The sequence below is a fragment of the Arthrobacter sp. 05N428_2 genome (genome assembly GCF_056397065.1).
Map to the genome: position 1 here is coordinate 20420 of NZ_JBFTMR010000020.1, position 26188 is coordinate 46607.

General features: G+C 64.3%; 20 protein-coding genes. 13 read left to right on the forward strand and 7 right to left on the reverse strand.

Annotated features, from left to right (window positions below; genetic code table 11):
* Window positions 1–11 precede the first annotated feature (11 nt).
* Window positions 12–1397, forward strand: a complete 1386-nt coding sequence (locus AC1DGI_RS16415) for an MFS transporter (protein WP_476899593.1) — start codon at window positions 12–14, stop codon at window positions 1395–1397.
* 507 nt (window positions 1398–1904) lie between these two features.
* Here AC1DGI_RS16415 and AC1DGI_RS16420 read toward each other — a convergent pair.
* Window positions 1905–2924, reverse strand: a complete 1020-nt coding sequence (locus AC1DGI_RS16420) for a dihydrodipicolinate synthase family protein (RefSeq protein WP_476899594.1) — start codon at window positions 2922–2924, stop codon at window positions 1905–1907.
* 27 nt (window positions 2925–2951) lie between these two features.
* Window positions 2952–3965 carry an ornithine cyclodeaminase family protein gene (locus tag AC1DGI_RS16425; protein WP_476899595.1) on the reverse strand — a complete coding sequence of 338 codons (1014 nt, stop codon included), beginning with the start codon at window positions 3963–3965 and terminating at the stop codon, window positions 2952–2954.
* 144 nt (window positions 3966–4109) lie between these two features.
* Between AC1DGI_RS16425 and AC1DGI_RS16430 the strand changes: the two genes are divergently transcribed.
* The 8 genes from AC1DGI_RS16430 (at window position 4110) to AC1DGI_RS16465 (ending at window position 13658) form a co-directional block, all read left to right on the forward strand.
* Window positions 4110–5486, forward strand: coding sequence for an aldehyde dehydrogenase family protein (locus AC1DGI_RS16430; RefSeq protein WP_441402443.1), 1377 nt, complete (start codon window positions 4110–4112; stop codon window positions 5484–5486).
* A 104-nt stretch (window positions 5487–5590) separates the two neighbouring features.
* Window positions 5591–7096, forward strand: a complete 1506-nt coding sequence (locus AC1DGI_RS16435; protein WP_476899596.1) for a bifunctional 3-(3-hydroxy-phenyl)propionate/3-hydroxycinnamic acid hydroxylase — start codon at window positions 5591–5593, stop codon at window positions 7094–7096.
* A gap of 33 nt (window positions 7097–7129) precedes the next feature.
* A complete protein-coding gene (locus AC1DGI_RS16440) occupies window positions 7130–8068 on the forward strand; it encodes a VOC family protein (protein ID WP_476899597.1) in 939 nt (312 codons plus the stop codon).
* 46 nt (window positions 8069–8114) lie between these two features.
* Window positions 8115–9131 carry a fumarylacetoacetate hydrolase family protein gene (locus AC1DGI_RS16445; protein ID WP_441402704.1) on the forward strand — a complete coding sequence of 339 codons (1017 nt, stop codon included), beginning with the start codon at window positions 8115–8117 and terminating at the stop codon, window positions 9129–9131.
* Complete coding sequence (locus AC1DGI_RS16450) at window positions 9128–9979, forward strand: ABC transporter substrate-binding protein (RefSeq protein ID WP_476899598.1); 852 nt, start codon at window positions 9128–9130, stop codon at window positions 9977–9979. Before AC1DGI_RS16445 ends, AC1DGI_RS16450 begins: the two co-directional genes overlap by 4 nt.
* An 87-nt stretch (window positions 9980–10066) precedes the next feature.
* A complete protein-coding gene (locus AC1DGI_RS16455) occupies window positions 10067–11083 on the forward strand; it encodes a fumarylacetoacetate hydrolase family protein (RefSeq protein ID WP_441402702.1) in 1017 nt (338 codons plus the stop codon).
* A complete protein-coding gene (locus tag AC1DGI_RS16460) occupies window positions 11083–11691 on the forward strand; it encodes a cupin domain-containing protein (RefSeq protein ID WP_441402701.1) in 609 nt (202 codons plus the stop codon). The genes AC1DGI_RS16455 and AC1DGI_RS16460 overlap by 1 nt, the downstream gene beginning before the upstream one ends.
* A complete protein-coding gene (locus AC1DGI_RS16465; protein WP_476899599.1) occupies window positions 11688–13658 on the forward strand; it encodes an acetoacetate--CoA ligase in 1971 nt (656 codons plus the stop codon). The genes AC1DGI_RS16460 and AC1DGI_RS16465 overlap by 4 nt, the downstream gene beginning before the upstream one ends.
* 789 nt (window positions 13659–14447) lie before the next feature.
* Here AC1DGI_RS16465 and AC1DGI_RS16470 read toward each other — a convergent pair.
* From AC1DGI_RS16470 to AC1DGI_RS16490, 5 genes are all read right to left on the reverse strand, one after another.
* Window positions 14448–15824, reverse strand: coding sequence for an MFS transporter (locus tag AC1DGI_RS16470; protein ID WP_441402285.1), 1377 nt, complete (start codon window positions 15822–15824; stop codon window positions 14448–14450).
* 9 nt (window positions 15825–15833) lie between these two features.
* A complete protein-coding gene (locus AC1DGI_RS16475) occupies window positions 15834–16163 on the reverse strand; it encodes a Dabb family protein (protein WP_441402286.1) in 330 nt (109 codons plus the stop codon).
* Window positions 16160–17842: a 4-oxocyclohexanecarboxylate 2-dehydrogenase gene (gene chcC1 / locus AC1DGI_RS16480; RefSeq protein WP_441402287.1), complete on the reverse strand. Its 1683-nt coding sequence runs from the start codon at window positions 17840–17842 to the stop codon at window positions 16160–16162. Before chcC1 ends, AC1DGI_RS16475 begins: the two co-directional genes overlap by 4 nt.
* An 80-nt stretch (window positions 17843–17922) precedes the next feature.
* On the reverse strand, window positions 17923–18684 hold the full coding sequence (locus AC1DGI_RS16485) for an SDR family NAD(P)-dependent oxidoreductase (RefSeq protein ID WP_476899600.1): 762 nt from the start codon (window positions 18682–18684) through the stop codon (window positions 17923–17925).
* A gap of 106 nt (window positions 18685–18790) precedes the next feature.
* Window positions 18791–19576: an IclR family transcriptional regulator gene (locus AC1DGI_RS16490; RefSeq protein WP_441402335.1), complete on the reverse strand. Its 786-nt coding sequence runs from the start codon at window positions 19574–19576 to the stop codon at window positions 18791–18793.
* A gap of 133 nt (window positions 19577–19709) precedes the next feature.
* Between AC1DGI_RS16490 and chcC2 the strand changes: the two genes are divergently transcribed.
* From chcC2 to AC1DGI_RS16510, 4 genes are all read left to right on the forward strand, one after another.
* Window positions 19710–21428 (forward strand): 4-oxocyclohex-2-ene-1-carboxylate 5-dehydrogenase, encoded by a 1719-nt coding sequence (gene chcC2 / locus AC1DGI_RS16495; RefSeq protein ID WP_476899601.1) that lies wholly within the window; start codon window positions 19710–19712, stop codon window positions 21426–21428.
* A gap of 58 nt (window positions 21429–21486) precedes the next feature.
* The gene (locus tag AC1DGI_RS16500; RefSeq protein ID WP_441402333.1) at window positions 21487–21987 is read left to right on the forward strand and encodes an SDR family NAD(P)-dependent oxidoreductase; all 501 of its coding nucleotides are present in this window, start codon (window positions 21487–21489) and stop codon (window positions 21985–21987) included.
* The gene (locus tag AC1DGI_RS16505; protein WP_441402332.1) at window positions 21873–22247 is read left to right on the forward strand and encodes an SDR family NAD(P)-dependent oxidoreductase; all 375 of its coding nucleotides are present in this window, start codon (window positions 21873–21875) and stop codon (window positions 22245–22247) included. Before AC1DGI_RS16500 ends, AC1DGI_RS16505 begins: the two co-directional genes overlap by 115 nt.
* Before the next feature lie 1285 nt (window positions 22248–23532).
* Window positions 23533–25902, forward strand: a complete 2370-nt coding sequence (locus AC1DGI_RS16510) for an ATP-binding protein (protein ID WP_476899602.1) — start codon at window positions 23533–23535, stop codon at window positions 25900–25902.
* The last annotated feature ends 286 nt before the right edge of the window (window positions 25903–26188 follow it).

Genomic DNA, 26188 nt, shown 5'->3' on the forward strand with positions numbered 1-26188 from the left:
TGGCGCGAGACTTGAACACGAGGGATGAATCCGCCACACCGTCTCTCGATCAATCGAGCTCCGAACGACTGACTCCCAGGCACTGGGTCTGGTTCACTCTGATCACGCTCGTCCTGTTGGCCGACGGCATGGACGTCACGATCGTCAGCCACGTCTTTCCCACGCTCATCAAGAGCTGGGGCGTCTCGGTCGGGGGCGGCATCGCCCTGGTGGTAGCCGTTAGCTTCCTGGCGATGGGCCTTGGTGCGGTCGTCGCTGGCGGCCTGTCCGATAGATGGGGGCGCAAGTTCGTCCTCGTCGTGAGCGTGGTCGTGTTCGGCGGGGCCACTGCCCTGGGCGGCAGCTCGGGCGACTTCACGGCATTCGCAGCCTGGCGGATCGTAGCCTGCCTCGGAATGGGCGCCGCGATGGCGTCCGGAAACACCCTGCTGGCGGACCTCATGCCCGAACGACGACGGGCGGCGTTGCTCGCTACGGCCTACGCCGGAGTGGGGCTGGGGACAACGGTTGGGGCAGCACTCGCGGGCACCTTGCTCCCGACGTCGGGGTGGCGCGTGCTCCTCGTGGTGGGCGGCCTGATCCCGTTGGCGGTGATCGCCGCGCTGGCCGTCGTCGTGCCCGAATCTCCCGCATTCCTCTCGGCCAGGCGGCAGGCGACCAGCGCCGTGTCCTCCGGCGGCAGGGGAGCGGAATTGTCCGGCCCGGTGTCCAAGGCGTCCTTTGGAACCATCCTGTCACGGCCGCTGGCCCCCACGACGGTCCTCCTGTGGCTATTCGGCTTCTTCTCCTTGGGCACCCAATTGCTGATCGCCCAGTACCTGCCTACCATGCTGCAGCTTCCGGTGCCCGGGCTCGACACCGTGCAGAGCAGCACCATCGTCGGTGCCTACGGATTGGCGAGTGTGTTGGGAGGCCTGGTACTCGGCGCCATCCTGGCCAGGGTGTCACGTTTCCTGGTCATCGGCATTGCGCTCGGGTTGGCTGGCGCGATGTCGGTTGTGGTGTTCTTGCTGCCCGAGTTTGGTTTCGCTACCCTGCTTATCGTGTTGGGGATCACCGGATTCATTCTGCCAAGTGCCTTCGGCCCCACCCGAGGCGTCCTGGCGGCCATGGCCTACCCGGCCAGCATGCGAGGTGCGGGAATCGGGGTCGCGGAATTCGGTGGACGGTTGGGTGCTGCTACCGGCGGCGTTGCCGGCGGGACGCTCATTGCAGCCGGTTTGGGACTGTCCGGAATATTTCTAACGCTGCTGTTACCCATTGGCCTGCTTCTCGGTTCGTTGGCGGGGCTTCGTTTGCAGTCGCGGCGGACCCGTGGGCCGGAGCAAGTGGAGGTCAGCCCAGCCAGCCCAGCTTCTTTGGAAGGAGGGCACGAGCGGGTGCCCGCCATGGATTGATGGCACAAAGTTCGGTTGCTACTGCGGCCGGGCACCCGCCACTCACCGGGCTTGAATGAAACCGCAGGGCCCTTCAGTACTGGATGTTCAACTCAGTATCCAGTACTGAAGGGCCCTTGTCGTTTGYCTCCACGGGGAAAATCGGCCATCGGGCTGGTGCCAATGCGCAGGGGTAAGCAGTAGGAGGGGGTAATGCCGGGCCTGCAACGGCGGGTTTGGTGCAGTCGAAAGAGAAGCAGGCCGCTTGTACGTGTGTGACGACGGTTGAACCGGAAAACGTGACCGGCGCGCCGGAAACGGAACGTTGTGTGGCGCGAAGCGTACTCCGGCGGTCGCTGTGACCTGTTGATGGGCCTAAGGCCCATCGGCCTCATCCGTCTCTTGGTGGTGCTCAATTTGTTTGGCAACAAAAAAATCGTCGGAAACGAGTGCCGGCAACGCTGCGTGACACGCCGGAGGGCCAGCCACTTTCTTAGTGGCCGGCCCTCCGGCGATTAAAGCTGAGCCTTAGGCGCTGACGCGACCGCGCAGGAACTCGGAGTCAGGGGAGTCGGTGACGGGCAGTCCCGAGGCTTCCAAGCTTGCGCGCAGCTGCTTCATGAAACGGTCCGGAAGCCTGACTGCCGGCGGCCGCAGGGCGCCGCCGTTGAAGCCGGAAAGCCACTCCTGGTACTTCCACTGGGTGCGGTTGATGGAGCTGGTGCCCGGAGTGGAAGTGGACGATACAGCCATATTGGCAGCCCGGGCCGGCTGGACCTCCCAATATCGCTTCATCGCCTCTTCCCACTTACCGGTGCGCGCCAGCTCGAAGGCCTTGGGGTAGTAATCGCCCATCCAGTTCGTGTTGGCGGTGCCGGAGAACTGGACGTCCAAGACTGACATGAGGGGGATGATCTCGGCCTCTATGGGGCAGGAGATCACCACTTCGTCGCGGAAGTGGTGGTACATCTCCATGACGCCGGGGATGCCAGGGTAGCCCTGTTCCGCCTTGATGGCGACGATGCTCGGCATCGCGTCGAGGACGCGGCGCACGAACTCCACGCTCATGCCGGCGGGATGGATGCGCTCGAAGCCCCAGGCAGGCAGCGGGAACAGCATGGTGGCCAGATCAGTTTCGTCGGTGAAACGCTTGGTGTAATTGAAGACCTCGTCGTAAGAGGTCGGCCAGAACGATGAGGGGTAGGCCAGCAGGGYGCGGTCGGCGCCGGCCTTGGTGGCGAGGTTTGCTGCGTGAATGTTCTCTTCCAGAGTGCCGAAGACGGCGTGGAAGAAGAGAGCGAAATCAGGGCCGGCCGCTTCGCGGGCGACGGCCGTGATCCGGGCGTTCTCTTCCGGGGTGACATTCGCTTCGGCGACGATCAGCGAACCGGCGTAGCCGCGCTCTTTGAGCAGGAGGACGTCATGGCGGATCGCGTTCTCGTTGATGCCCGAGAAGTCAGGGGTGAAAGATGGGTGCGTCACCGCGACGGTGCCGGTGAAGTTCTCCTTGGCCCAGGAGCGGGCCTCGGATTTGGTGTATTCCACCATGGTGTTCTCCTTCATTTCTGTGAGGTGTTATTTGCGGCTGGTGACAATGCCGACCGGGAGGACGGTACCGATGCCCTCGGCGCGGGCGCGGTCCACGAGCATCTCGGCCACCACGATGTCCTGCAGACCCGAACCTGTCGACTTATAGATCCTGATCCCGTGCGCGGAATCGATCTCGGTTTCACCGGACAGGACGGCATTGAGAGTGACAACGATCGAATCGACATCGACGCCAGACGCGCGGGCCGCGATCATGTCCCCGCTGTCGTTGACGACCTCGTCACGGGAATCCACCACAACCACCGCGGCGCGGGCGATCAGTTCAGCGGGCAGCTCACGCTGGGCCGCCGTCGTGGAACCGATCGATACCACAGCGGTGTCCTCTCCGACCCAGTCAGCCTGCAACGTCGGGGACTCATCGCGGGAGCGTGCCGCGCACAGGATGAGATCCGCGCCGTCGGCGGCCTCACGGGCGGAGCCGACGGCCCTTGCCGGCGCCCCGAACGCGCCGTCGAACTCGGCCGCAAAGGCCTCGCGGTTGGCGGGGGTCGGACTGAACACCCGGATCTCAGCGAACTCCAGCAGGTGGGAAAAGGCAGCCAGGTGGGAACGGGCCTCAAAGCCGGAACCGATAACGCCCACGGTCAGCGGCCGTTGCGGCACGATCGTGGAGGTGCCCACAGCGGTGGTCGCGGCGGTGCGCAGGCCGGTGACGCGATTCCCGTCAACTAGGGCCACTAAATCAGCGGTGTCCTTGTCGAAGAGGGAAATCAGGTAGCTGACGCGCAGGCCGTCAGCGAAGGACCCGGCGATTGACTTAGCGCCGAACAACTGGCCGCTGGGTGGCACCGAGGGCATGATCCGCAACCATTCCCGCGGTGTCTGGGCGAAGATCCGCCCGGGGGTTCCGGCCTCGTCGCCGGGGGCCTTGTAGGCGGCGCGGATGGCTTCGATCGCCCCGGCCCAGTCCGAAAGGCTGGCAACGTCGGCGTCGGTGAGAAAAAGCGGAAGTCTGGTCGGCAACTCGCCATTGGTGCTCACGGGGCACTCCTTGGATGTCGGGCAGCCGGTCCCCGGGCTGCTGGCGGGGGTGGATCTATTGTGTAGACCTAAAATAGTATCCGATACGAATCGTATCCTATATAGTCGTGATCGAGAACACGTCTCAAGGAAAAGGATCCCCCCATGGCAATCGCAACCGTCAACCCGACCACCGGTTCGACCGAAATGATCATCGAGCCGCATACGGCCCAGGAGGTCCAGGAGCGCATCGCGGAAGCCGCAGAAGCGGCGCGCCTGCTGCGGGGCACAACCTTCGCCAAGCGAGCGCAGTGGATGCTGGCCGCGGCGGACAGTTTGGAGGATCAGGCGGAGGGTCTGGGCGAATTGATCACCGTCGAGATGGGCAAGCCGATTGCGCAGTCGATCGCTGAGGTGCACAAGTGCGTCAAGGCCATGCGCTTCTATGCGGCGCATTCCGAGGAATTCCTGGCCGATGCGGCGCTGGCGGACCCGTCTTCGGTCGGTGCCAGCCGGGCGTGGACCCGCTATGAACCGCTGGGGACCGTGCTGGCCGTCATGCCCTGGAACTACCCGCTGTGGCAGGTCATCCGCTTTGCCGCCCCGGCGCTGATGGCGGGCAACTCCGGGCTGCTCAAGCATGCCTCGAATGTGCCCCAGGCCGCGCTTTTCCTTGACACCCTCTTTGAGCGGGCGGGATTCCCCATAGGTTCCTTCCGCACCCTGCTGATCGGCGGGTCCGAGGTGGGGGCCGTCCTGGCCGACCCGCGCGTCAAGGCGGTAACGCTGACGGGTTCCGAGCCGGCGGGACGCTCGGTGGCTTCCATCGCTGCTGACCACGTGAAGAAATCGGTGCTGGAACTGGGCGGCTCTGACCCGTTCATTGTGATGCCCTCCTCGGATGTCGCCGCTGCTGCCGCGACGGCCGTCCGTGCGCGAATCAGCAACAACGGCCAGTCCTGCATCGCTGGCAAGCGCTTCATCGTGCACACCGACGTTTATGATTCCTTCGCCGCCGAATTTGCGAAGCTGATGTCGGAGCTTGTCGTTGGTGATCCGCTGGATCCCGCAACCCAGGTGGGACCGCTGGCCACCGCGTCCGGACGAGACGAGCTGGCCGAGCTCGTTGAGGACGCCCGCGCACTGGGGGCGCAGGTGCTGACCGGGGGAACGATTCCTGACGGTCCCGGCTTCTTCTACGTCCCCACAGTCTTGGCCGGCCTGACCGAAGAAATGCGGATCGTTAAGGAAGAGACCTTCGGCCCCGTCGCGTCCCTGTACCGCGCCTCTGATCGGGAAGACGCCCTGCGCATCGCCAACCAGACCAGCTTCGGGCTTTCCAGCTCGATCTGGACTAATGACGTCGAAGAGGAGGCCTGGTTCACGGCCAGCCTCGACGCAGGCGCGGTGTTCATCAACGGCATGACCGTCTCTTACCCGGAGCTGCCCTTCGGTGGGATCAAACGCTCCGGTTTCGGTCGTGAGCTCGCCGCCGACGGTATCCGGGAGTTCTGCAACCTCAAGACGGTTTGGAAGGCCTGAGTTGAGGGCCCTACTTACACTCAAGCCGTCGCAGACGCTTGTGCAGCGACGTGACGGATGTTACTTTTATACGAAACGATACGTACTGAACTCAAAGGAGCGACATGACTCACATCGTCAACGTTGACGTGGTGGTGGTCGGGGGAGGGCCCGTGGGGGTAACGGCGCTGGCACTGCTCGGCCGTGCCGGCCTCAGCGCCGTCGGCGTGGAACGCGAGGTCCAGGCTTGGCCCACCGCACGTGCCGTGCACTTCGACGGCGAAACTTTCCGCATCCTCCAGTCGCTGGGGGTGGCCGAACGTTTCGCCAAGGCCACACTGCCGATGGCCTCGATGCACATCGAGAACGAGGCGCGCGAGGTCCTGGTTTCCGTTCCAACCGGCCAACTCGGTAACCAAGGTTGGCACGACGACCTCACTTTCCACCAGCCTGACATCGAGGTCCTGCTGCAGGAGGTTGTCGAGGATCTTCCAAGTGTCGAACTGCGCCGCGGCATGACAGTGCTCTCGGTACGCAACGCCGAAGAGGGTGTCGAAGTCGCGGTGCAAAACGCGGACGGCGAGGAATCCCTCATCCGCGCCCGTTGGGCCATCGCGGCGGACGGAGCCCGCTCACAGAGCCGCAAGGCGCTGAACATCGAGACCGAAAAAATCGGCGAGGATGCGCAGTGGCTGGTCGCTGACGGTATCCTTGAAGGCAGCCCGGGCCTGTCTTCCGACATGATATTCCTGGGCCACCACTCGCGGCCTGCCCTGTGGATCCGGCTCCCCGGCAAGCGCGTGCGCATGGAATTCATGCTGATGCCCGGGGATAACCCCGAGGAAATCACAACCCCGGCTGGCCTCGAACGCCTCAGCCACGGTGTGCTGCCGGCGGACAAGTTCACCGCGGACCGGCTGGCGACCTACACCTTTCGGGGACGCATTTCCCAACAGTGGCGTGCCGGCAACATCTTCCTGGCAGGCGATGCCGCGCACCAGGCGCCCCCGCTCTTTGGGCAGGGTTTGTGCGCCGGAATGCGCGATGTGGCCAACCTGGTGTGGAAGCTCGACGCCGTCAAGCGTGGTGCCGCCGATGACAGCCTTCTCGACACCTATGAGTCCGAGCGCCTGCCGCACGCACGGTTCTGGGTGGAGCAGGCTGCCAATGCCGCCGGCTTCCTGCAGACCACCGAGGCCGAGGTCGCCAAGAAACGCGATGCCTTCATCCGGGCGAACCCAGCGGCATCGGCACCTGTTTCGCCGCCCCTGGGACCAGGCCTGCACGAAGGCGGCACCGACGAACGCGCCGGCCGGCTGGCAACGCAGCCGATCCTCGCCGACGGAGTGCGTTTGGACGACATGGTGGGTTCCCGTTTCTTGGTGGCGACCACCCGCGAGCTCTATGCTGCGCTCCCTGCGTCCCTGCGCATGCAGCTGGATGAGAACGACGACGTCGTCGTTCTCTTCGATCCGGCCAAGGTTGGTCAGATCCTTACGGCCGCCGGCGCCAACATCGTCATCGTTCGTCCGGACCGGTACATCCTGGGCCTTGGCGACACCCTCGAGGCCTTCGAACGCCTCATCGGCAGTATCCCGAAAGTCGGCCGCGACGTGCCGGCACACATCTAAATCCACTTCCGCGTCAGATCACAGGAGACCACCATGGCATTCAGCCCGATCACGCACCTGAGGCACTTCGACATCGCGGTGCCCGATTACCAAAAGCAGATTGAGTTCTACAAGAATCACTGGGGACTCACTGAAATGGAGAACGACGGCGGCGTGACCTACTTCGCCGCCGAGGGCTCCCCGGAACAGTATTCGGTCCGGGTGCGCAAGGCTGATGAAAAGCGCCTTGACATGGTCGCATTCGGCGCGGCGGATAAGGCTTCGGTTGACCAGCTCGCCTCGGATCTCATCGCCAAGGGCGTAAAGCTCATTGGCGAACCCGATGATCTCAAGACCCTCGGCGGGGGATATGGCTTCCGCTTCTTCGACCTGGAGGGGCGCACCATCGAGATCTCATCCGACGTCGAGGTGCGCAAGCACCGCAAGATCGAGGAGCGCGAGGCCATTCCGGTTAAGCTCTCCCACGTGGTTCTTAACTCCCCGGAGCCGGAAAAGATGCGTGCCTGGTACGAGCAGCACCTGGGCTTCCGCCTCTCGGACACCCTGAACCACCCGCAGGTCGGCGACCTCTTCTACTTCATGCGCTGCAACGAGCAGCACCACTCCATGGCGATCGCGCGTGGCCCGCACGCCTCGCTGCAGCACGCGTCCTTTGAGCTGCGCGGCATCGACGAGTACATGCGCGGCACCGGAAAGCTGCTGCGCTCGGGCCACCAGAAGCTCTGGGGTCCTGGCCGCCACCGTGCCGGGGACAACACCTTCACCTACTTCCTGGATCCCAACGGCAACACCATGGAATACACCACCGAGTTGGACACGGTCGAGGAAGACAGCTGGCATCCGAGCATCTTCGATGTGCGCGAACCCGAGACCTCCGACCAATGGGGCACCGGCGGGGACATGGACGACTTCATTACCAAGGAGATGTTTAACAGCAAGGACAAGGGCCTGTACGTCGCCCCGCCGGTCTAACGGCTACTAACGGGGGTCGAATACCGGCTTCAAGGAAGGACGACTGATGGACGAATTCAGGCTGGGCACCTTTGAGGACGCAGGGGAGCAGTTCCCCGGGGCTGTCTTCGGCGACGCCGTGGTTGACCTGCGCGCCGTGCTGCCGGGCATCACCCGCATCGGGGACCTGTTCGCCGACTGGGACGCAAACCTTGAGGTGATCGGGTCCGTTGACCCGGCAGCGGCAGGTGCCCGCCCGCTCGAGGGGCTTAATGTGCTGCCACCGGTCCAGCCGGTGGGCACCATCATTGCTGCCGGGGCGAACTACCGCGAACACGTCCTGCAGATGAGCGTCGCCCACAAGCTCGGTGCGGAAGGCGCCGACCCGGGGCAACTGGCAGCCGATGCCGCGACCCAAATCGATGAGCGCGGCCGCTCCGGCGACCCCTACATCTGGACCGGGATCCCCTCGGCGGTCTGCGGCGCCTACGACGACGTGCAATTGCCGGATGTCGGCGGCAACGTCGACTGGGAACTCGAGCTTGGTGTGGTCATCGGCCGTAAGGCGCACCGGGTATCGGCCGAGGACGCCTTCGTTTACGTCGCCGGGTACACGATTGTCAATGATGTCACTGCGCGGACCCTCGTCCCGCGCAACGATATTGCCATGATGGGCACCGACTGGTTCCGGGCGAAGAACCAGCCGACGTTCTTCCCCACCGGCCCCTACGTGGTGCCGAAGCGGTTCGTACCGGACCCGGCGAAGCTGCGGATTCGATTGAGTCTCAACGGCAAAGTGATGCAGGATGCCCTGGCAGATGACCTGCTGTTCGACATCCCGAGCCTGATCGCCTACGCCTCCTCCGTCGCCGTACTGATGCCCGGGGACGTCCTGATCACCGGTTCGCCCGCAGGCAACGGTTCGCATTGGGGCCGATTCCTCCAGGATGGCGACGTGATGGAGGCGGAAATCTCGGGTCTGGGCGTCCAGCGCTCGACGGTCCGTGGGCCTTCCGGGCAGTTGCCTCCCTGGTACGTCGATCGCCCGGTCGCGGTGGCCGCGGCCGGCGGGGCCGCCTCGTGAGCCTGCGTCAAAGCCACTTCGTCCCGCCGGTGTCCTTTCTGCTGGCAGACGAGCTGGGATTCCTGAGGTCCGTGGAAGTAGTGCCCACCCGGACCACCTCGAGCGCCGAGCAACTGCGGGCCCTGCTTGCCGGGGAGCAGGACCTGGTGGTCACGGCGATTGACAACCTGTTCGAATGGACCCGTGCCGGGGCCGACCTGCGCCTGGTGGCCCAGGTCGAGGCGACCACTCCGCTGAGCATCCATGCAAGCGGTGACGTGGAATCCATTGCGGATCTGGCCGGGTGCCGGTTCGCGGTGGACGCCCCCGACAACGGGTTCGCGCTCATCGCCAAGCGCCTGTTACGGGATGCCGGCGTCGAGGTCCACTACGTGGTGGTGGGTGGCGTGCGCGAACGCCTGGAAGCACTGCTCTGCGGTCAAGTGGACGCGACCCTGCTCGGGCCGCCCTTCGACCAACTGGCCGAACGGGCCGGGCTGCGGCGGGTGATGGATGTCAACGCCCTGCTGCCGGACCTGCCGGGCCAGGGCTTGGTGGTCCGTGCCGAGGTTCTCGAATCCACGGAGCTGGCACTCTACCTCGGCGCCCTGGTACGCGGGGTGGAGGCCGGAGCGTCGATGGCAGATGCGCAGGGCATCGAGTTGCTTGAACGGGGCGCTTACCAAGCCGCCGCCGCAAGCGCCTGGGGCTCACGGGCCCGCACGCTTGCCGTGGATCACCGCGGACTGGAACTGCTGACAGAAATCCGTCAAAGCCTGGACATGCTTCCGCCGGATGTAGCCCTGGAGGAGCTTTGCGATGGCGGGGCACTCCTGAGGGCAACTGGGTCCGCCCCGGGCCGAAACTGATGTTCATCCCTACGGAGTTGACCCTTGCAACTTCGTTTTCCCAATGCGATACTGTACGTATCGTATGTACGACTTAGAGGAGCAACCATGAAACTGGGACGTATCGCAGTGCCCACGCCCGACGGCGAACAGATCCGACTTGTCGCGGCCCAGCCGGAGCAGGGCCGGGTCATTGACCTGGCCCGCGCCTATGCCCTGACGCTTCAGCGCAAGGCTGCCGAGCCGGACCGGGCTCGTGCCCTCGCTCTGGCAGTCCTTCCCGGAAGCCTGGCCGCCGGAATCGGCGGCGGCTCCATCTTCCTGGACGCCGCACACGATGCGCTCGCCGCGGCTGACGACGCTGCGCTGGCCATCGACGAGGTCTCGTGGCGCGCCGCCGTAGACTCACCGGTCATCCGCGACGGGCTCACCTTCGAACAGCACATCCAGAACTTCCACCGCATCGTCGCCAAAGCCCAGCCGGCACGCTCCATCTACGAGCGGCCGGGGTATTTCAAGGGCACCACGGCCATGTCCTACGGCCACAACCAGGAACTGCCCTACCCGGACTTCACGGAGGCCCTCGACTGGGAACTCGAGATCGGGTACGTCGTGGGCAAGTCCGGCAGCGACCTCACCCCGGACACGGCGCTGGATCATCTCTTCGGCCTCACCGTCTTCAACGACTTCAGCGCACGCGATATCCAAGGCGCGGAGATGGCGATCGGCATGGGTCCGCAGAAGTGCAAGGACTTCGGCTACGGCATCGGGCCCTGGGTTACCACGATGGACGAGATTGACTCCATCGAGGGCCTGCGCGGCCAGGTCCGCGTCAACGGCGAGGTGCTCTCGGACACGAAGGTCGAGGACTTCGTTTACACCCCGGCCGAGCTGCTGGCCTACGTCTCGATCTCCGACCGCCTGCAACCGGGCGACCTTATCGGTTCGGGCACCATGGGCTTCGGCGCCGGTGTTGAGATCGGCAAATTCCTGAAACCAGGCGACGTCATTGAGCTGGAACTGGAGGGCGTCGGCACGCTGCGCACTCCGATCTCCACCGGACGCCAAAAAGCGCCATGGTGGCCCGAACCCCGCACCTACCCGCACGAAGAATGGGTGGCGTGATGACCCGGCCGCCGGTTCGCCGGATCGTCACCGGGCACGACGACCAGGGCCGTGCCATCATCCTCTCGGACGGGGCCGCACCCAACCACTGGTCCTCAGACATGATTCCCGGATTCGGTGCCACAGTTCCGTGGCGGACCGCTGCCGGAGCTATCGACCATGTCACCGATGCCGACCCAGCCACGGCGGACGCCGAGATCCCTAGCTTTCCCGCCGTCGGCGAGACGATTCTGCGAGTTGCCGACTTCCCGCCGGACTCCGTCTACCCGGATGAGGCGGGCTCGGTGATCTTCAGTGAGCTCGACGGGCATGACGAGGCCGATGCGGGGGCCGAGCATAGCGGATCCAGGCACTTCTGGTTCCACCGCACCGACTCGCTGGACTATGCCGTCGTGCTTGACGGCGAGATCACCCTGCTCGTCGACGAAGGTGAGGCTACCATGCGCGCCGGCGACGTGGCGGTGCAACGCGCCACCAGCCACGCGTGGTCCAACCGCACCAACACTACGGCCCGGGTGCTGTTCGTGTTGATCGGAACCGAGCCCGTGACTGCGGCCCAGATCGCCGAGCAGCGCAAACTGGCCTCCCAGCCCTTGGAGACCGCATGATCACCGACACACGTGCCGCTGACGGAGAGGTGATCTGGCAACCCGAACCGGAGGGCAGCGCGGCGACAGGCGTCGGGCAGTTTACTGCCTTCCTTACCCGTCAGGGCATCGACATCGGTACGGGCTACGACGAGCTCTGGCAGTGGTCGGTGGACGAGCCGGAGCAGTTCTGGGAGCTCTTTGCGAGATTTGCAGGAGTCCAGTTCGGCGGCGTCCCTGGGCCTGTCTGCACCACCGATGCCATGCCGGACACGCGCTGGTTTCCGGGACGCACGCTCAATTTCGCCCGGCAGCTGCTGCAGGGCCACGAGGGCACCGCACTGATCGGCATCGCCGAGGACGGGAGGCGCGAAGAAATCAGCTGGAATGCGCTGCGGCGCGAGGTGGGCTCCCTGGCTGCGTACCTCCGGGCCCGCGGCGTGGGCCACGGGGACCGGGTTGTGGCGATCCTTCCCAACGTTGCCGAGGCCGTCGTCGGGCTGCTCGCGGCCGCCTCGATCGGTGCCGTCTGGTCAGTCTGCGCCCCGGAATTCGGCCCGGGCGCCATCGTTTCGCGGTTCGCCCAGCTCGGTCCCAAAGTCGTCATCGCTGCGCCGGGCTACATGCTCAGGGGGAAGGACCGGGACCGCAGAGCTGAGCTGGAGGAAATTTTCGACCACCTCCCCACCCTCGAACACGTGATCTGGGTGGGGCGGCATACTGCTGTCCCGAGTGTTCCGACCCGGGCCCCGGCCGTGAACTGGGAGCAGGCGGTGGCCGAACCGGTGGAGCTCGCCTTTGCCGACGTCGAATTCAGCCACCCCCTCTGGGTCCTGTTCTCCTCGGGGACGACGGGCATCCCCAAGGGCATCGTGCACGGGCACGGTGGAGCGCTGCTTGAGGAAATGAAAATGCTCCTCATGCACTCCGACCTGCGTCCAGGGGACCGATATCTCAACGTCGCCTCGACGAGCTGGGTGCTGTGGAACTCGCTCGTCTCCGCTTTGGGCGTGGGGGCGACCGCCGTGCTCGTCGATGGAAACCCCACTTTCCCGTCGATCGACCGGGTGTGGCAGGTAGCCGCCGCGGAGCGGGTGGCGGTGCTCGGTGTGGGCGCCGGATTTGTGCATTCCTGCGCGAAGACCGATCTTGTGCCGATGCGCGACCATGACCTGGATGTCCTGAAATCCCTTCAGGTCACCGGTTCGCCGCTCTCGGCCGACGGTTATCGCTGGGTCTACGGCAATGTGGGTGACATCTGGTTGAGCTCGATGAGTGGCGGCACCGACATCGCCTCTATCTTTGTGGGCGGATCGCCCACATTGCCGGTGCATGTTGGCTACATCCAGGCTCCGGCCCTCGGGGTGCGCGTGGAGTCGTGGGATGAAGCCGGCAATCCCACGCGGGGCAAGGGCGAACTGGTGGTGACCAAGCCGATGCCGTCGATGCCGTTGTGCTTCTGGGGCGACGACGGCAGCCGGTACCACGAGAGTTATTTCGCCACGTACCCGGGGGTCTGGCGGCACGGTGACTACATCGAGTTTACGCACCGGGGGATCCTCATTCATGGCCGTTCCGACTCGACCCTCAACCGCAATGGGCTGCGGCTCGGTTCGGCAGATATCTATGCCGTGGTCGAAGCACTGCCCGAGGTGGCGGAGGCCCTGGTCGTCGGCGCGGAACTGGGTACGGAATATTACATGCCCCTGTTCGTCCGACTGGCCGAGGGTGCCAGACCGGACGTGGCCGAAGAAGCGATCATCAGATCGATCCGTGAGAACCTCTCCGTCCGATACCTGCCGGACGAGATTGTCGTCATGCCCGGGATCCCGCATACCCGTACCGGAAAGAAGCTGGAGGTTCCCATCAAGCGGCTTCTGCAGGGGGCGCGCCTAGAGTCTGTATCGGATCTCGGGTCGGTAGATGATCCCGAGCTGCTGAAAGAATATGCGCGGTTTGCCCTTGCGCGGCAGACCGTGTCCCCCTAATCGACACCGCTGCCTGCACATGGCCTCGCCACCGACGAGGTTGACCTCGGCTTATGCGCAGCGGACCTGCAGGCGCCGGCCGAGTTTCCGGAAGGGGGCGTGCATTTGCGTGATGTTGAGTTCGGTCCAGGGTGACGGGGGCTGGCCAAGCCGGTGTGCTGGGTAGTTGGCGATGCCGGCCGGGCACCGGCCTACAACTGGTTCTTTGAGCCGAGGGCTGCCACGATGGCCAGGGTCTTGCCGAGTTCGCCGCGTTCGTGGCCTGCTTCGAGATCTGTGAGAAATTTTCGAGAGACGCCGCGGCCTCGGCGAAAAACAGTTGCGGTCCCGAAGCAAATCTCCGATCTTGGTCGCGTCGATGCGTTAGCCGGTTAATCGTCAGGTGGGTCGTCCAGGCTGGGGAAGTCGATGCCGTCCATTTCCGCAAGCCGGCGGCCGATGCCATCGGCGGCGTGCAGGAGGGGTTCGGGGCAGTGGCTCACTGGCCTAAATTCGTGGTGTGTCACGACTGTTCAAGTCGACGTTGCCAGGTAAGTGCATGACCGGGTGCGTCCTGCTGGCTGTTTCGGCAGTTCAAGGGGCACGCCGGCGGTACGTGTCTGCCGCCGGACATGTGTGGGCATCATTAGGAATCCAGAGCCCAAAAAGATATGCCATGAAAAGGGAACTGCACCCCCAAGGTCAGACTCGAATTGGGAGTCCGGCTTTTGGAAGTGCAGTTCCCTTGTGGCCCACCCAGCATCGGAAATGTAGTGATGGCAAACGCATCGCTGCGCTGGTCGATCCAGGCTAGTGGAAGGGGCTTGCGAGCTGTTCCTCGGCGTGCTGTTCGCGGCGTAGGGCCGTTCCCGCGAGGTACGGGGCGCCTAGTTCGTGGATGGGGGTCTTGGCTGTTTCTCGGGAATAGAACACGCATACCGCGGCGATGAGCATGCAGACTGTCGCGAAGACGGCCACGGGTACCCAGCCAGTAACACCGGGCGCCAGCAACATGCCGGCAATCATCGGGGCGAAACCGGCCAGGACCAAACCGAGTTGATTACCCATCGCCATGCCGGTGTAGCGCACGGGAGCGGCGAACTGCTCGGCGAAGAACGAGGGCCAGATGCCGTTGAAGCCGGAGTACAGCACCGTCATGTTCAGGAACGCGGCCAGGAACACGAGGAAGATGTTCCCCGAGGACAGGGCCACGAAGTACAAGAAGATCGTGATGGAGCAGCCGATCGCGGCGGTCAGCAGCAGCGGACGCCGACCGATCCGGTCCGACAGCTTCGCGGCGAGCGGCATGGCGAACATGGACAGGCCGATCGCGACGGCATTGACAGTCAGGATGGACGCCCGGTCGAAGCCTGCCGTGGAGGTGGCGTAGGCCAGGCCGAAGACGGTGAAGACGGTCTGCATCACGGACATGATGGACATGCCCACCACGCGCAACACATCCGGTGCCTGGAATTTGAGGACTTCCTTGACCGGCATCGGGGCAACCTGCTGGTGCTCCTGGGCCTCTTCGAATACCGGAGTTTCGTCCAGGCGGGTTCGAACCCAGTAGGCGATCGCGAGAACCAGGATGGAGAGCCAGAACGGGATGCGCCAACCCCAACTCATCATGGCGTCCTGCGGCATAGCGGTGACCGGAATGAAGACAAGCGTGGCCAGGACCATCCCGGAGGCGTAGCCGGTCATCACGAAACTGGTGAAGAAGCCGCGCTTTCCTTCCGGTGAATGCTCCAGGGTGAGAGTGGAGGCGCCGGCAGATTCGGCTCCCGCGGAGAAGCCCTGGGCTAGCCGTCCGGCAACAAGCAGGATCGGGGCCCACACGCCAACCTGCTCGTAGGTGGGCAGGCACCCGATGCCGAGTGAGGCCAAGCCCATGATGCCCAGGGTGAGCAGAAGGATCTTCTTGCGGCCCAGTTTGTCGCCGAAGTGGCCCATGACCAGCCCGCCGACCGGCCGCGCCACGTAGGCGACGCCAAATGTTGCCAGGGCTGCGATGAGGCCGATGGCCGGGTCGTCGGACGGAAAGAACAGGTGCGGGAAGACCAGGGCGGCCGCGGTCCCGTAGATGAAGAAGTCGTAGTATTCCAGCGTGCTCCCCAGAAAGGAGGCCAGTGCGGCCTTCCCCGGAGTCTTGCCCGGGGCCAGGCTCGTGGCGGTTGCAGTGTCCATGTGTATCTCCTAAGACGTCGTTGTCTGAGTGGAAGCCGGCGCGGGAGCCTGGAGGTGGAAGTCCACCGAGAGGATCTGCTGGCTGTTGGGGAATGAATATGCCTTGAGCGGTTCGTGCAGCGGGTGCGTGTTGTACACCGCGATGTCCTCTACGCTTTCGAAGTCCGCCACGATGGCGTAGTCGAAGGAACGCTCGGCATTGAGCACATCCGGGCCATGGGTCAGGTTGAGCATGCCGGGGATGTTGCCGGTCATTCTGTCGAGTCCATCGATCCAGGTCTGCTTGTCGGCGGGCGGGAAATCGGGTTTGAACTTGAACAGGACAGTGTGGCGGATCATGACCGGGCTCCGGCCAGTTCGGCGGCTGGCCCATGAGCGGCTCCGGTCACATAGGCTGGATCGTGCCCGGCGATGGTGCGCCCGGCGAGGTAGCCCATGGTCATGATCGGGCCAAGCGTTGCTCCGGCGCCGGGGTACCCGGCGGCATAAGCGTTTTCCGTCGCGTTGCCGGCGGCGTAAAGGCCCTCGATTGGCTGGTTGTCCACGTCCAGGACGCGGGCGCGCCCGTCGGTGGCGATTCCGCCGTTGGTTCCGAACGCGCCGTTAACCACCTCCATGGCGTAGAACGGCCCGGCCAGCAACGGCGCCAGGGATGGGTTCGGGTACGGGTTTTCGTCGTCGCCCCAGTACTTGTCGTACGCGCTTTCGCCGCGACCAAAGTCCGGATCCACACCCCTGACGGCGAACTCGTTGAACCTGGACACCGACATGGTGAGGTTTTCCGCGGGAACGTTGATCTTCGCGGCGAGCTCTTCAAGGGTCGCCGCCTCGATGAGATAGCCGGGTGTGGGCTGACCGGCGCGGTGAGCCAGGATGCCGTAGCGCTCCAGATAGGCGTGGTCGATGATCACGTGGGCCGGGGTATTCAGGGTCTCGTTCCCGGCGGAGTCCCAGGAGTGCAGGGAGCGGGCGAGGTCGTTATAGTTCTGGGATTCGTTGGCGAAGCGACGGCCGTGCCGGTTCACCATGAGGGATCCCGGGCCTTGGCGCTCGAAGCGGAGGAGGGTGCCCACGGGCTGCCCGTCGCGCACGTCTCCGGTGATGGACATCGGGGCCCACCAGGCTTCACGGGTGCCGCGGGTCTGGCCCCCTATTCGCTGGGACATCCGCAGCCCGTCACCGGTGTTCGAGGGCGGCGAGCACATGGTGTACAGCCGCGACGCCAGCATAGAGTCGGCCAGTTCTTTGTCCCATTCGAAGCCGCCGGTGGCCAGCACCACGCCGTCGTTCGCCTGGAAGACATCGCCGGATTCGAGTTCGATGCCCGTCACCCGGTTGCCGTCGGTGCGCAGCCGGTGCCCGCGGGCGCCGATGACGAGGGCTGCGCCGTCGCGGACCAGGCTCGCCAGGAGCATGGACACGAGGGCCTGGCCCTTTGCGACGAGCCCATCAGCCTGGCGCTGGTTGAGGTCGTCCCAGGGGAATTTGGTGAAGGCGCCCCAGTTTTCGTATTCCTGCATGGTGAACGGCGCGCGGCCATCGGTGCGGACGTGCGCGGTGAGGGCGCCGAGCGCCACCTTGGAGTTGAATGGCTCGGGCTCGACCGTGCGGCCGCCCTCCACAGCGCCGGGCAGGTCCTGGCGGTAGTCGGGGAAGTTGTCCAGGCAGATGAAGCGCAGGCCACATTCCGCTTCCACGAAGCGGAGCATCTGGTCCCCGTAATCCAGGGCGGCGTCCAGGAGCTCCTCGCGTCCGCGTCCGCGGGCCACGGCCCGGACGTACGCGGCAGCCGCTTCCTTCGAATCGGTGAAGCCGGCTTTACGCGCGTGGTGGTTGTCGGCGACCCAGAGCATGCCACCGGAGACGGCCGAGGTACCGCCCAGCAGGGCACTTTTCTCTAGGACGACGACGGACTTGCCGGCACGGGCTGCGGTGGCCGCCGCTGTGAGGGCACCGGCGCCGGAGCCGACGACGACGACGTCGTAGCGGTCCGACGCGGTTCCATTGACGAATTTCATGGTGTGGCCTTTCAGGAAACATGGCAGTAAAGGTGCGGCTGGCGGGCAGTCTCCCCGTGGAACGGGGTTCGGCGAAGACTTCAGACGGCGGTGTAGCCGCCGTCGATCACGAGCTCCGAGCCGGTGGTGAAACGGGATTCATCGGAGGCCAGGTACAGGACGCCGTAAGCTATCTCATCGGGCTCGCCCTGGCGGGGAAGCGGGTTTGAGCCGACGAGCTGCTTGTAATAGGCCTCCGGGCCGATGTCGGACTGCTCGGCGGAGCGGCGGCTCATGCGGGTGTTCATGGACCCGGGGTGGATGGAATTGACCCGGATGCCGTGGCTTCCGTAAGCCGCCGCATCGGATTTACTCAGCAGCCGGACGGCGCCCTTGGTGGCATGGTAGAGCGGGACGTTCCTGCCGCCCGTGATGCCGTGGATGGACGAGAAGTTGATGATGCTACCAGCACCTTTCTCGATCATGCCGGGGACCACGTGCTTGGTCATCAGCCAGACGCCCTTGACGTTGACGTTGAAGATGGTGTCGAAATCGGAGACGGAGGCGGTGTGGGAGGCGCCGGCCGGACCGATAATGCCTGCCGCGTTGACCAGGACGTCCGGTGCGCCGAGTTCGTCCGTCACCCGCCGGATCGCGTCTGCGACGCTGTCCTCGCTGGTGACGTCGACGTCGTACTGGCTGATGTTTTCGTGGGCGGCGGCGGACCGAATGCCCGCAACGTCCAGGCTGGCGACCTTCGCGCCATGCTCGGCGAGCAGGGCGGCGGTGGCGCTTCCCAAATCTCCGCGGCCACCGGTGACGACGACGGTCTTCCCGGCCACGCGGCTTTGTGTGGGGTTCATGTGGTACTCCTCGTACTCCTGCAGCATCGTCGCTGCGTCTAAGTCAGAGTGGCAGGGGAGTTGTGACGGCAACCACACGTTTGCCGATGAACGGCAAAATGATCTTTCAGTGACTTTGGCGGAGGGTTCCCTTGAGCTCGCCGCGCCAGCCCAGGGCCCGTGAGATGCCCCGCGCGGCAGCCATCAGGACGGGGACCCGGGCCGCCGCGTTCTCCTCGTTGCGCGGCACCACGACGCTGAGGGCTGCGCGGATGGTGTTCTCGGGCCCGAAGACGGGGACGGCGATGCCGCTGGACTCGGGCACGATCACGCCGGGCATGTCGGCGAAGCCGCGCTGCCTGATCTGGGCCAGGTGGCGGCGCAGCAGGGCGGGATCGGTCAGGGTGGTTTCGGTGTATTTCGTCAGGGGGCGGGCCAGGATGGTGTCCTGGTAAGCGGCGGGGGAGTGCGCGAGCAGGACCAGCCCGGACGACGTCGCGTGGACAGGGAGGCGGCCGGCAACCTTGGTGATGTCCACGATTGTCTTGTCGGAGCCCAGCCGCTCGATGTATAGAACCTCGTCCGAATCGAGGATGCCCAGGGTGGTGGAGTGCTGCACCACAGCCTGGACGTCCTCCATGAAGGGCAGGGCGGCCTCCCGCAGCCCCCGCATCTTGGACCCGCGGGAAGCGAGCTCCCACATCCGGGTGCCGATATGGACGTCACCGCCGGGCTCGCGTTCGAGGAGCCGTTCGAGCAGCAGATCGTTGACCAGCCGGTACGTCGTCGTCACCGGAAGCCCGGTCCGGCGCCCCAGTTCGGCGACGCTCATGGAGGTGCGGCCGTCGTCGAACGCGCTCACGATCTTAACGAAACGGCCGATGATCGACTCGCCCGATGCGGAATTCGCCATTGAACCTCCTCAGGATTCCCGCTCAATGGTAATCGTCCTCGCGGTGATCCGCGTCACCGGCTCTACTGGGGATCTATCATTCCAACCCGGCTGCCGCAGCGACGCGGGCGGTCGACTGAACGGAGCAAAAATCATGAGCAAACCCGTCCTTTGTGATGTCCTCGTCATCGGGTCCGGTGTGGCCGGAATGGCCGCCGCGTTGAAAGCCGCCTCGCAAGGCCTGAACGTGATCGTCGCCGAAAAGGAGCGGTACTTCGGCGGCACGACGGCGATTTCCGCCGGCTGGGCCTGGGTTCCCGGCAACAAGCAGGGCGTGGAACAGGGAGATACCAGGGAGGAAGCCGAGGCCTACCTGAGGAACCTGGCCCCGGAGACGTTCAACGAGGCCGGCGTCCGTGACTTCCTGGACACCGTGCCGGAAGCCATCTCCTTCTTCGAGAACGAGACCGAGGTAAAGTTCACGTACCCCGAAAAATCCCCGGACTACAAGATGGACCTGCCCGGCGCGAAACTCTCGGGCCGCGCAATCCTGCCGCAGGACGTCGACGCACGGGTGCTGGGGGACAAACGGCTCCTGATGCAGCCCTACATGAGCTCCTATACGGTCTTTGGCTACATGCCGCAGGTAGGTCCGGATATCAACGAGTTCTTCCATGTGAACCAGTCGGTCAAGTCGTTTGTCTACGTCGCCAAGAAGCTGCTGCGCACCTGGGCGGACGCGGCCCGCTACCGGCGCCCGGTCCTGCGTTCCAACGGCAACGCGCTGATGACCCGCATGGTGAAGAGCGCCGACGACCTGGGCGTGCGCCTCTGGAACTCCGCACCCGCACTCTCCCTGACGCGGGACGACGCCGGAACCGTCACCGGCGCCGTCCTCGGGGGAGAGCACGCCGTTGCCGTTGAGGCACGCCTGGGCGTCATCCTTGCCGCCGGCGGCTTTTCCGGGCACGAGGAACTGCGGAAGCAATACTTCCCGCACGACGCCGACGGCAACGACCACTTCACGCCCACCGTGGGTCACGGCGGTGACGCCGCCACCTTGGCGATCAGCGCCGGCGGCCACCTCGACAACTCCGTGTTCAGCGTAGGGTCTTGGGCGCCGGTAACGGTCTTCAAATACCTCAATGGCAAAGAGCGCCTCTTCCCCCACCTGCGGGCCATAGGCCTGCCGGGCCTGATCGCCGTCGACCGCCACGGCAAGCGCTTCGGGAACGAAGCCCTGAGCTATCACGACTTCGGCGGCGCCATGATTGAGCACAACAAGGACGAGAACAAGACGTTCGGGTATGTGATCGGCGACGCGAAGACAATGCACAAGTACGGGATTGGCTACGCTAAGCCCTGGCCGATGCCCCGAGGCTACTTCTACGAGACCGGCTACCTGGTCAAGGGGAACAGCCTGGAGGAACTGGCCGCCAAGCTCGACATCGACGCCGCAGGGCTCAAGGAGACAGTGGCCGAGTTCAACCCGGACGCGGAACGCGGAGAGGACCCGGCGTTCGGCCGCGGCTCCACCCTCTACAACCATTTCCGCGGCGACATGGAGCACAAGCCGAACCCCAACCTCGCCCCGGTCGGCAAGGGCCCCTACTACGCCGCAAAGATCCAGATGGGCGATCTGGGTACCTTCGCCGGGATCGGCGTTAACGAACGCTCCGAAGTCACCACCGAAGAGGGAACCGCCATTCCCGGTCTCATCGCCGTCGGCGCGGCAGCCGTCAGCGTCTTCGGGGGCGGCTACCCGGGCTACGGTTCCCACATCGGCCCCGCCCTGGTATTCGGCTACCGGGCCGGACGCGACATCACCAAACTTGCAGCCGACCGTGGCGTACCGCGCGTGGCCGGTGTCTGAGACCCTACCGGTCCCGACAAGTCGCCCAGCCGAAGATTCAAAGGAGTAAGGAAAGAGGATGCTCAAGGGAAAATCCGCGGTCGTGACGGGTGGGGCTTCCGGAATCGGGGAAGCCATAGCCTGCAAACTTGCGGAAGCAGGTGCTGCGGTCACCATCGGCGATATCGGGAGCAGCGTTCCGAGAATCGTCGATGAAATATTGGCCCGCGGGGGCAGCGCCGAATTCATTCGCACGGATGTCACCGATGAATCTTCGGTGCGCGGCCTGATGGAAGGGGCAGCGCGCACCTTTGGAGGCTTGGACATCCTGGTAGCCAACGCCGGGATTCCCGAGGTCAAGGCACCGCTCCACGAGCTCGACATGTTGGATTGGCAACGTGTCATCGACGTAGACCTCACGGGTGTTGCCATCTGCAACAAATGGGCCGTCGCAACGATCCTGGCATGCCGCAGGAAAGACGCGGATCCCCGGACCGCGTCGGTATCAACATGGCCTCGATCCTGGCCCACGTGGGCCAGGCGAACAGCAACGCGTACTCTGCGGCGAAGGCCGCCGTAGCGAACTTCACCCGGTCCGCTGCGCTGACCTACGCCCGGGAGGGAATCCGCTTCAATGCGGTGTCACCGGGTTATGTGGACACGCCGCTGCTGGCGCAACTCCCCGAGGAGACACGCTCGCAGATGATTTCCAAGCAACCCATCGGACGACTGCTTCGACCGGAGGAGATCGCGAATGTCGTTCTGTTCCTGGCCAGTGATAGCTCCTCTGCACTGACGGGATCCGTTATCAACGCTGACGGCGGCTACACGTCCATCTGAAATCCAATCGGTCGGTTCCTCCGACGAGCGCGCAGGAAACAGGCCCTTCGTGCCGGGGTCCCCTCCTGGGTGATGTCGACCATGCCGGTTGCTGTTCTTTTCTCCATGAGATGGTGGAAAAGGAGGTACCCGCCGTGATGGTCGTCGATTTCCAGCATGAGGCAGCCCCCTAGTGCTGTGCTTATTCGGGCCGGTGCCGTCCCAAAAGCCGGCTCTTTCTGCCGGGGCGAAATCGCCAGAAACTACTGTTCCGCACGGAGGGCCATTAGGCGGCCCGGCTGTAGACCGAATCGGGCAATAAAGGCGGGTGTGCACAATGCGCACACCTGGGGCTTCGGATCGGGTCGTACTAGTGCCGGACTGTGCCGGATTGCGGAGGTTCTCTGGAGAGTGGCGGATTTTCAACGGCTGGAACCCGGTTCGAGTCCCACCTCGGGCACAGTGTTTCCCCTGTTCAGGGGCTTTTGAGCCTCTGAGTGTGCACAAATTGCACACTCTCGCGTTCGCTCTGATGTTTCCGGTGTGTGCGTCCCGGGCGGCCTATTCGGTTGTGGGGGAGAGGCTAGCAACGGCGGGTCGGGCACGTCATGTGGGGTCGTTGCTGGGCGTTCATCCTCATTCGTCCCCTCCGTTGGGTTTTCTCGTTCACCACTTCATGGTGGCCAGGGCCGCATTCAACGTGACTTGCTGAGTGTTTTTGGATCGGCCTACGGTTGCGGCCGGTCGAAAAAGTTTCCGGTCTGATACCCCTGTTCATGCAGAAATGCCGGGGGAACGACACGACTCGGTAGCCGCGGCCGGCTCCGAGGGCGAGGCGTAGGAAACTTTGCGGCAATAGTCCGCTGCCACACACCTCATTTTTGTAACACCGCTCACCACAGAACCCGCCTGGCCTGCAGATCCGCCCATAAACCGGGCGCGCCCGGGCCTGACGGGCCGTGGCCGGGGCGGATCGAGCGCGTACCGCCAGACCGCCCACGCATGGTCCCGGTGCCAGCGGGTCAGCTCGACCAGCTCGTCCGGGATCCGCCCCTTCAGGGCCCGGTCGCCGGCCCGGTAAGACTCAGCGAATGCTTCGTGACGGCCTTGCGCTCACCCATCGTCGCTCCACCCCCCCAAGGATCTCCGCGCCAGAGCTTCCCGGACCTTTCTCCATGAGGCAACGTATCCGCCTCCGCGGACCTTTCCCATAAGTCAACGCGGATCCTTGACCTTTCGTCTCGGCCGCAAATAGCATGAATCCACTATCGCCGATCCGGTGCGATGTGGGGCGTATGGGGTGTCGGTGAATCGCAATATTGTCGGCGGGTTGTATGGCCGCGACGCTGAGTTGGCAGCTATCAATCGGACACTCGAGCGCGTGAGCAAACGAGAAGTTGGTCCGGCGGGGGCGGTGATCATGCTCAGTGGCGCCAGCGGCGCGGGAAAGTCGGCACTTGCCGAGGCCGTGTTGATGGCGGCGGAGCAGCTGGGATATGACTGCGTCCGCACGGCGTGCGAACCCTTTCATGAAGGCATGAGCTATTTCCCGGTGCGGGAGCTCGTACGGCAGATGGCCGACGGTCGATCTGTGGGAGAAGTCGTAGCAGAGCAGTTCGGCGGCGGTTCGTCCGAAGTCGAGATGGCGGCGGTGAGCGAATCCATCTCTGCTGACCCGTCTAGCCGTCGAGAGGCCATCGTTGCCACCTTCACGAATGTGATTATGGGAGCCTATCGCGTAGGTGGCTCCTCCCCGAAGCTGCTGTTCATCGATGACCTCGAACATCTGGACGTCGGCAGCGCCGACGCACTGATCTGCCTGGTCTCGCGCCTGAGCGAAGGACCCGTCGTTATTCTCGGAGCTTTTCGCTCCGACCGGGTGGCGGAACCGGCGCATCCTGTCCGTCCTGTCATAGCTTCGGCGCGACGTATGGAAGGGATCTACCAGAATCACGAGATCCGGGGCTTTGACATAGCGGGCTTCGGGGCGCTTTTGGAGTCATTGCTGGGCGGTCCCACGAACCTGCCGGACGCGGTCACAAAGAAGCTCTACGAAGAGACCGAAGGCAATCCACTCTTTACCCGTGAGCTAATCCGGATGCTCTGCTCACCCGACCCGAGGTCAGGTCGCGTCTCGCTGAGCCGGGTCGACGATGTCTGGTTATTCGACGGTGATATCGGTTCATGGGACATTCCCGACTCCGTGGAAGAGGTCATCGCCTCCCGACTGAACCTGCTCGACGTCGAGGAACGGCACGAACTTGAGCTCGCTGCAGTCGTCGGGCGGCGATTCGCTTTCGCCGTGCTTCACGGACTGATGGAGGCAGGCGAGGACGAACTCCTGCGCGATCTGGAGAAGTTTCTCGACGTCGACTTAATTCGTGAACTCCAGACAAATGACGAGTCCTTTGAGTTCTCCCACGGCAAGATCCGCGACGTGCTATACGCCCAGCTCAGCGGTTTGCGTAAGCGCCGGCTTCACGCTCAGGTTGCAGAGGTCATCTCCAATTTGCGCGCGAGCTCGAACGAGGACTGGGACGCCTTGATCGGAGAGCACCTGTATCTGGCCGCCAAGCATGCGGATGCCTTCCCATATCTTCTCCGGGCGGCACGCAACGCGCAGGCCACGGGTGCGTCGTCTGAGGCGGCCGCGCTATTCGGCAAAGTACTCGAGTCTTCTGACGGAGTCGTGTTTGACGGGGACGACTCACGGGCTTCAATCCAGCTTGAGCTAGTGAATGCATATATAAGTGCGAGCCAGGTTGCGGATGCAGGGCGGCTGCTCGCAAAGCTGACTGGTGCAGAGAATCCCTCCTCAATTCGGGCGGTCGCACTTGGCTTGTTCGGTGATGTGCTGCTTTTCGAGGGGGAAATCGACCAGGCGCTCCAAGCCTACGAAGAGAGTCGACGGCTTGCTGAGGCGCTCGACGACACTCAGGCTCTGTGTGAAGTATTGTGTGATCTGGCCGAACTTCACGGCCGGCAGTACGAGCGGCAAGCGGGTATCGCACCAGACAACGCTGAGAATCACCGGATCCAATACATCGCACACGTCGACAAAGCGTTCGCCATGCGCGCCGACCTCTCTCCCGGCCCTCTGCGGGCTCGGGCACTGAGGAATAAGGCGAAGCTGTCGCGGGTGTCCGGCGATCTCTCGGTCGCGGAGAGCCTCTACCGTCAGGCTATCGACACTGTGGACAGCCGCGTGGCGAGTCACCGATTCCTTATTCCCTATGCGAAGACGCTTCGTCGGGCGGGGAAAGCGAAGGAGGCGCTCGACCACATCGAGCGAGTCATCTCATGGAGCACTCAGGTTGGTTCCGCTCGGTCCCAGGCGATCGGCTGGCAGTACAAGGCGACTTTCCTCATGACTCTCGCGAGAGATGACGAGTCCTTTTCCGAAGCGAATGCGACGGCGGAGCGCGCCCTGCACGGGCATCAGTCAATTGGCTACGCCCAGGGAATTCGCGAGACTCAGATCGTGCTGGGGGAGATCGCGCTGAGAACGGGTGACCGCGAACGCGCGCTTGAGTGGTTCACGTCGGCCGCTGACGCGCGGGACCTTGAGAGCAACGACCTGATGGAGGCTATCGCGCTCGAGCTCGACGCCAACGGAGAGGAAGATCGCGCGGCCCTGGTCCGCGATGCAGTCGAGGCCGAGGCAGCGACCGCATGACGCGGCTCTGGTCGAGGTTCCGATCGACGAGCCTCCCCGCGTTGATTCTTATCGCCGTCATCTTCGTGGTCGGAATGACAATGTGGGCCCTCGGCCCCACCGAAGGTAACAAGTTTTCCGATCTAGGAATCAACCTTGGCGTCGGCGCGGTGCTAGACGATATGAAGTGTGGCGGCGCCCGGTCCTGACGGTGGGACTGGAACCTCGGGTTCAAAGCGATTCGTGGGTTGCCGGTCCGGGTCTTTCCGCACGTAGGCGCGGGGGTGTGGACTGGCAGAGCCACATT

Coding starts and splice junctions, on each gene's coding strand:
- AC1DGI_RS16430 (WP_441402443.1), top strand. CDS start 4,110: ATGGCAATCGCAACCGTCAACCCGACCACCGGTTCGACCGAAATGATC.
- AC1DGI_RS16485 (WP_476899600.1), bottom strand. CDS start 18,684: ATGAACCCCACACAAAGCCGCGTGGCCGGGAAGACCGTCGTCGTCACC.
- AC1DGI_RS16490 (WP_441402335.1), bottom strand. CDS start 19,576: ATGGCGAATTCCGCATCGGGCGAGTCGATCATCGGCCGTTTCGTTAAG.
- AC1DGI_RS16455 (WP_441402702.1), top strand. CDS start 10,067: ATGAAACTGGGACGTATCGCAGTGCCCACGCCCGACGGCGAACAGATC.
- AC1DGI_RS16465 (WP_476899599.1), top strand. CDS start 11,688: ATGATCACCGACACACGTGCCGCTGACGGAGAGGTGATCTGGCAACCC.
- AC1DGI_RS16460 (WP_441402701.1), top strand. CDS start 11,083: ATGACCCGGCCGCCGGTTCGCCGGATCGTCACCGGGCACGACGACCAG.
- AC1DGI_RS16500 (WP_441402333.1), top strand. CDS start 21,487: ATGCTCAAGGGAAAATCCGCGGTCGTGACGGGTGGGGCTTCCGGAATC.
- AC1DGI_RS16440 (WP_476899597.1), top strand. CDS start 7,130: ATGGCATTCAGCCCGATCACGCACCTGAGGCACTTCGACATCGCGGTG.
- chcC2 (WP_476899601.1), top strand. CDS start 19,710: ATGAGCAAACCCGTCCTTTGTGATGTCCTCGTCATCGGGTCCGGTGTG.
- AC1DGI_RS16435 (WP_476899596.1), top strand. CDS start 5,591: ATGACTCACATCGTCAACGTTGACGTGGTGGTGGTCGGGGGAGGGCCC.
- AC1DGI_RS16475 (WP_441402286.1), bottom strand. CDS start 16,163: ATGATCCGCCACACTGTCCTGTTCAAGTTCAAACCCGATTTCCCGCCC.
- AC1DGI_RS16470 (WP_441402285.1), bottom strand. CDS start 15,824: ATGGACACTGCAACCGCCACGAGCCTGGCCCCGGGCAAGACTCCGGGG.
- AC1DGI_RS16445 (WP_441402704.1), top strand. CDS start 8,115: ATGGACGAATTCAGGCTGGGCACCTTTGAGGACGCAGGGGAGCAGTTC.
- AC1DGI_RS16505 (WP_441402332.1), top strand. CDS start 21,873: ATGCCGCAGGAAAGACGCGGATCCCCGGACCGCGTCGGTATCAACATG.
- chcC1 (WP_441402287.1), bottom strand. CDS start 17,842: ATGAAATTCGTCAATGGAACCGCGTCGGACCGCTACGACGTCGTCGTC.